We start from the raw sequence: 3,371 nt of genomic DNA, 5'->3' as shown, positions 1-3,371 counted from the left end.
GACCCTTCCCGCCGATGGACATTGCAGTCGCTCGCCGAGCGCGCCGGCATGTCACGCACGGTCTTCACACTCAAGTTCAAGAAGACAGTCGGCGTCTCGCCGATGGACTATCTGACGCGCTGGCGGATGCTGCTCGCCGGCGACCGGCTGACGAACTCGGGCGCGCCGGTTTCATCGATTGCGCAATCGCTTGGGTACGAATCCGAAAGCGCGTTCAGTACCGCGTTCAAACGCGTGATGGGTTGTTCACCCCGGCAGTACAGCCGTGGACATGGCGCGGTGGCAGCCTCGTATGGCGACCGCGAAACCACCGTCACTGCGTAGGGACTCACGTCTGCGTCACGCGCTTACTGATGCAAAGGCATCTCGGCACTTCCGAACTGCAACGCGGCAAGCTGCGCATAAAGCGGCGAGCTTAGAAGCAGGTCGGCGTGACGGCCCTGCGCAACAATGTGCCCGTGTTCCATCACGACGATACGATCCGCCTGTTGCACCGTTGCAAGCCGATGCGCGATGACGAGCGTCGTCCGGTTCTGTGCAGCGTTATCCAGTGCCTGTTGCACGAGGCGTTCGCTGGCTGCGTCGAGCGCGCTGGTTGCTTCGTCGAGCAACAGGATGGGCGGGTTCTTCAGGATCGCCCGCGCAATCGCAATGCGCTGCCGCTGTCCGCCGGACAAGCGCACGCCGCGCTCTCCGAGAAACGTCTCGTAGCCTTGCGGCAATGCTTCTATAAACCCCGCCGCCGCAGCCATGCCGGCCGCGCGCTGCACTTGTTCGAGCGTGGCGTCAGGCGCGCCGTAGCGGATGTTGTCGAGCACGCTGCCCGAAAAGATCACCGATTCCTGCAGTACGACGCCGATCTCCTTGCGCAGATCGGCGAGGGGCACATCGCGCGTTGGCACGCCGTTGATCAGGATGGCGCCGGTCTGCGGATCGTAGAAGCGCAGCAGCAACTGGAACAACGTGGTCTTGCCGGCGCCCGAAGGCCCGACCAGCGCAACATGTTCACCCGAGCGCACGTTCAGCGTGATACCCGAAAGCGCCGCTATGCCGGGACGCGACGGATACGAGAAACTCACGTTATCGAAGCGGATGCCCTCGCCTTGCGCGGGCAGCGGGATGGTCGTGCCGGCCTGCGTGACCGGCGAGCGCGATGACAGCAATTGCAAAAGCCGTTCGGTGGCGCCGGCGGCCCGTTGCAGATCGCCCCACACTTCGGCGAGCGCGCCGACGGCGCCGGCCGTGAACACCGCATAAAGGATGAACTGGGAAAGCTGGCCTGCAGTCATGCGCCCGGCCAGCACCGCTTGCGCGCCAAGCCACAGCACGAACACGATCGCGGTAAACACGAGCACGATCACGACCGCCGTCAACCACGCGCGCGCCCGAATCCGCGTGAGTGCCGTTTCAAAAGCAAGTTCCACCGCGCCGCCAAACCGCCGCGCCTCGAACGGCTCTTGCGCATACGACTGTACGGTCGGCATGGCGTTGAGGACCTCGCCCGCCAGCGCGCTTGCGTTCGCGATCTTGTCCTGGCTCGCACGCGAAAGCCGCCGCACACGCCGCCCGAAGATAAGGATCGGCGCGATCACTACGACCAGCGTGCCAATGATATAACCCGACAGCACGGGACTCGTCACCGCGAGCATCGCCACGCCGCCGGTCAGCAGGAAGAAGTTGCGCAGTCCCATGGAAAGGCTGGTTCCGACGACGGTCTGGATGAGCGTGGTGTCGGCCGTGAGCCGCGACAGGACCTCTCCGCTTTGCGTGGTTTCGAAGAACTGCGGACTCATGCCGAGCATGTGGTCGTAGACCGCGCGCCGAAGATCGGCGGTGACCCGCTCGCCCAGCCACGATACAAGATAAAAGCGCGCCGCCGTGGCGCCTGCCAGCACCAGCGACACCACAAACAGCGCGAGGAAATATCGATCGATATGCGCGCGGTCGCCCCCGGCGAAGCCCCGGTCGATCAGGTATTTGAACGCCACCGGCAACGCCAGCGTGGCGCCCGCCGAGGTGATCAGCGCGAGGAAAGAAAGCGCCCATCGTCCGGCGTAAGGACGCAGGAAGGGGAAAAGCGCAAACAGCGGTTCGACGGCCCGCGAAGGCGGCGCAGACGTTGACGATGATGAAGGGACAGCGTGCGGCATGAGTTTCCCGATTGGTGCGATGTCCCAAGCATTGTGCCAGCGCAGCGTGACGACCCTACTCCGCCGCTGCCGGCATGCGGAAGTGTTCCGCGCGCAATGTGACGTGCGCGAACACGAAGGCGGTAATCGCCGACAGTGCAATGCAAACCACCATCGGCTTTGGCGCGCCGTTCGTGACCAGACCCGAGAGCGCCATCACGGCCGCGCCGACCACGAACTGCAACGCGCCCATCAATGCCGAAGCCGTCCCCGCGATCGCACCATGATGTTCGAGCGACAACACCGCGGAAGTGGGCATCACCAGCCCAAGGAACCCATAGCCGATAAACAGGAACAGCATCATCAGCGGCAGGTTATCGGCGCCGGCGAGGAACAGGACGGCCAGGATGCTCATGGAAAGCGCGAAGCCCGAGACCGAGACGCGAATCACGCGCGGCAGGCCGTACTTGGCGGTCAGCCGCGCGGTCAACTGGCTCACGCCGAAGAACGCCGCCGCATTGAGCGCGAAGCAGAGGCTGAACATGGTCGGCGTCAAACCATAGTGGTCGATGATCACGAACGACGCATTCGCCAGATAAACGAAAAACGACGACAGGCCGAACGCTCCGACCAGCGTCAGCCCCAGGAACGATGGATCGGTCAGCAACTTTCGATAACCCGCAAACGCGCTGGCCCAGGAACTGTCGGCACGATGATGCGCCTCGCGCGTCTCTTCCAGTTGCGTGGCGGCGAGCACGAACGCAACACCGCCCGCGACCGTCAGCGCCCAGAACACGCCGCGCCACCCGAACGCCGCGATGATGATGCTGCCCGTCAACGGAGCGAGGATCGGCGATACGCTCACGACCAGCATCAGCAGCGACATCAGGCGCGTGGCGTCGTGTCCCGTATACAGATCACGTACGATGGCGCGCGGCACGACCATTCCCGCGCATGCACCGAGCGCCTGCAACACGCGAAAGCCCGTCAGCACATGCACGTCCGGCGCGAACGCACAGCCCACGCTGCCCGCCGTGAAGATCGCGAGGCCCACGTAGATGGGCAACTTGCGACCGAACATGTCGGCGAGCGGTCCGTAGACGAGCTGGCAAACCCCGAGCGTGACAAAGAACATCATCAGGCTCAACTGCACTTCGTTGGGGGTTGCGTGAAGCGCACCGCCTATTGAAGGAAGCGCGGGAAGATACATATCGATGGCGAACGGGCCAACGGCGGTGATGA

The 3,371-nt window shown here is 64.0% G+C and carries 3 protein-coding genes; 1 reads left to right on the top strand and 2 read right to left on the bottom strand.

Translation table 11 applies throughout. The features are described 5' to 3' along the window. Positions 1–324, top strand: a 324-nt coding sequence (locus tag ACFFAR_RS28595) for a helix-turn-helix domain-containing protein (RefSeq protein WP_174365148.1), incomplete at its 5' end; no start/stop codon positions are given. Between the two features lie 23 nt (positions 325–347). Here ACFFAR_RS28595 and ACFFAR_RS28590 read toward each other — a convergent pair. Further along, positions 348–2,150, bottom strand: a complete 1,803-nt coding sequence (locus tag ACFFAR_RS28590) for an ABC transporter transmembrane domain-containing protein (protein WP_174365149.1) — start codon at positions 2,148–2,150, stop codon at positions 348–350. A 55-nt stretch (positions 2,151–2,205) separates the two neighbouring features. After that, positions 2,206–3,369 carry a multidrug effflux MFS transporter gene (locus ACFFAR_RS28585; RefSeq protein ID WP_375508942.1) on the bottom strand — a complete coding sequence of 388 codons (1,164 nt, stop codon included), beginning with the start codon at positions 3,367–3,369 and terminating at the stop codon, positions 2,206–2,208. Positions 3,370–3,371 lie beyond the last annotated feature (2 nt).

Origin of the sequence: uncultured Caballeronia sp., assembly GCF_964243625.1 — a bacterium.
Classification (GTDB): Bacteria; Pseudomonadota; Gammaproteobacteria; order Burkholderiales; family Burkholderiaceae; genus Caballeronia.
Note: the sequence above shows the minus strand (reverse complement) of the source record. Positions and strands in the feature narration are given on the sequence as shown.

Excerpts from the sequence above, each read along its gene's own strand:
- ACFFAR_RS28590 (WP_174365149.1), bottom strand. The coding sequence starts at position 2,150 with ATGCCGCACGCTGTCCCTTCATCATCGTCAACGTCTGCGCCGCCTTCG.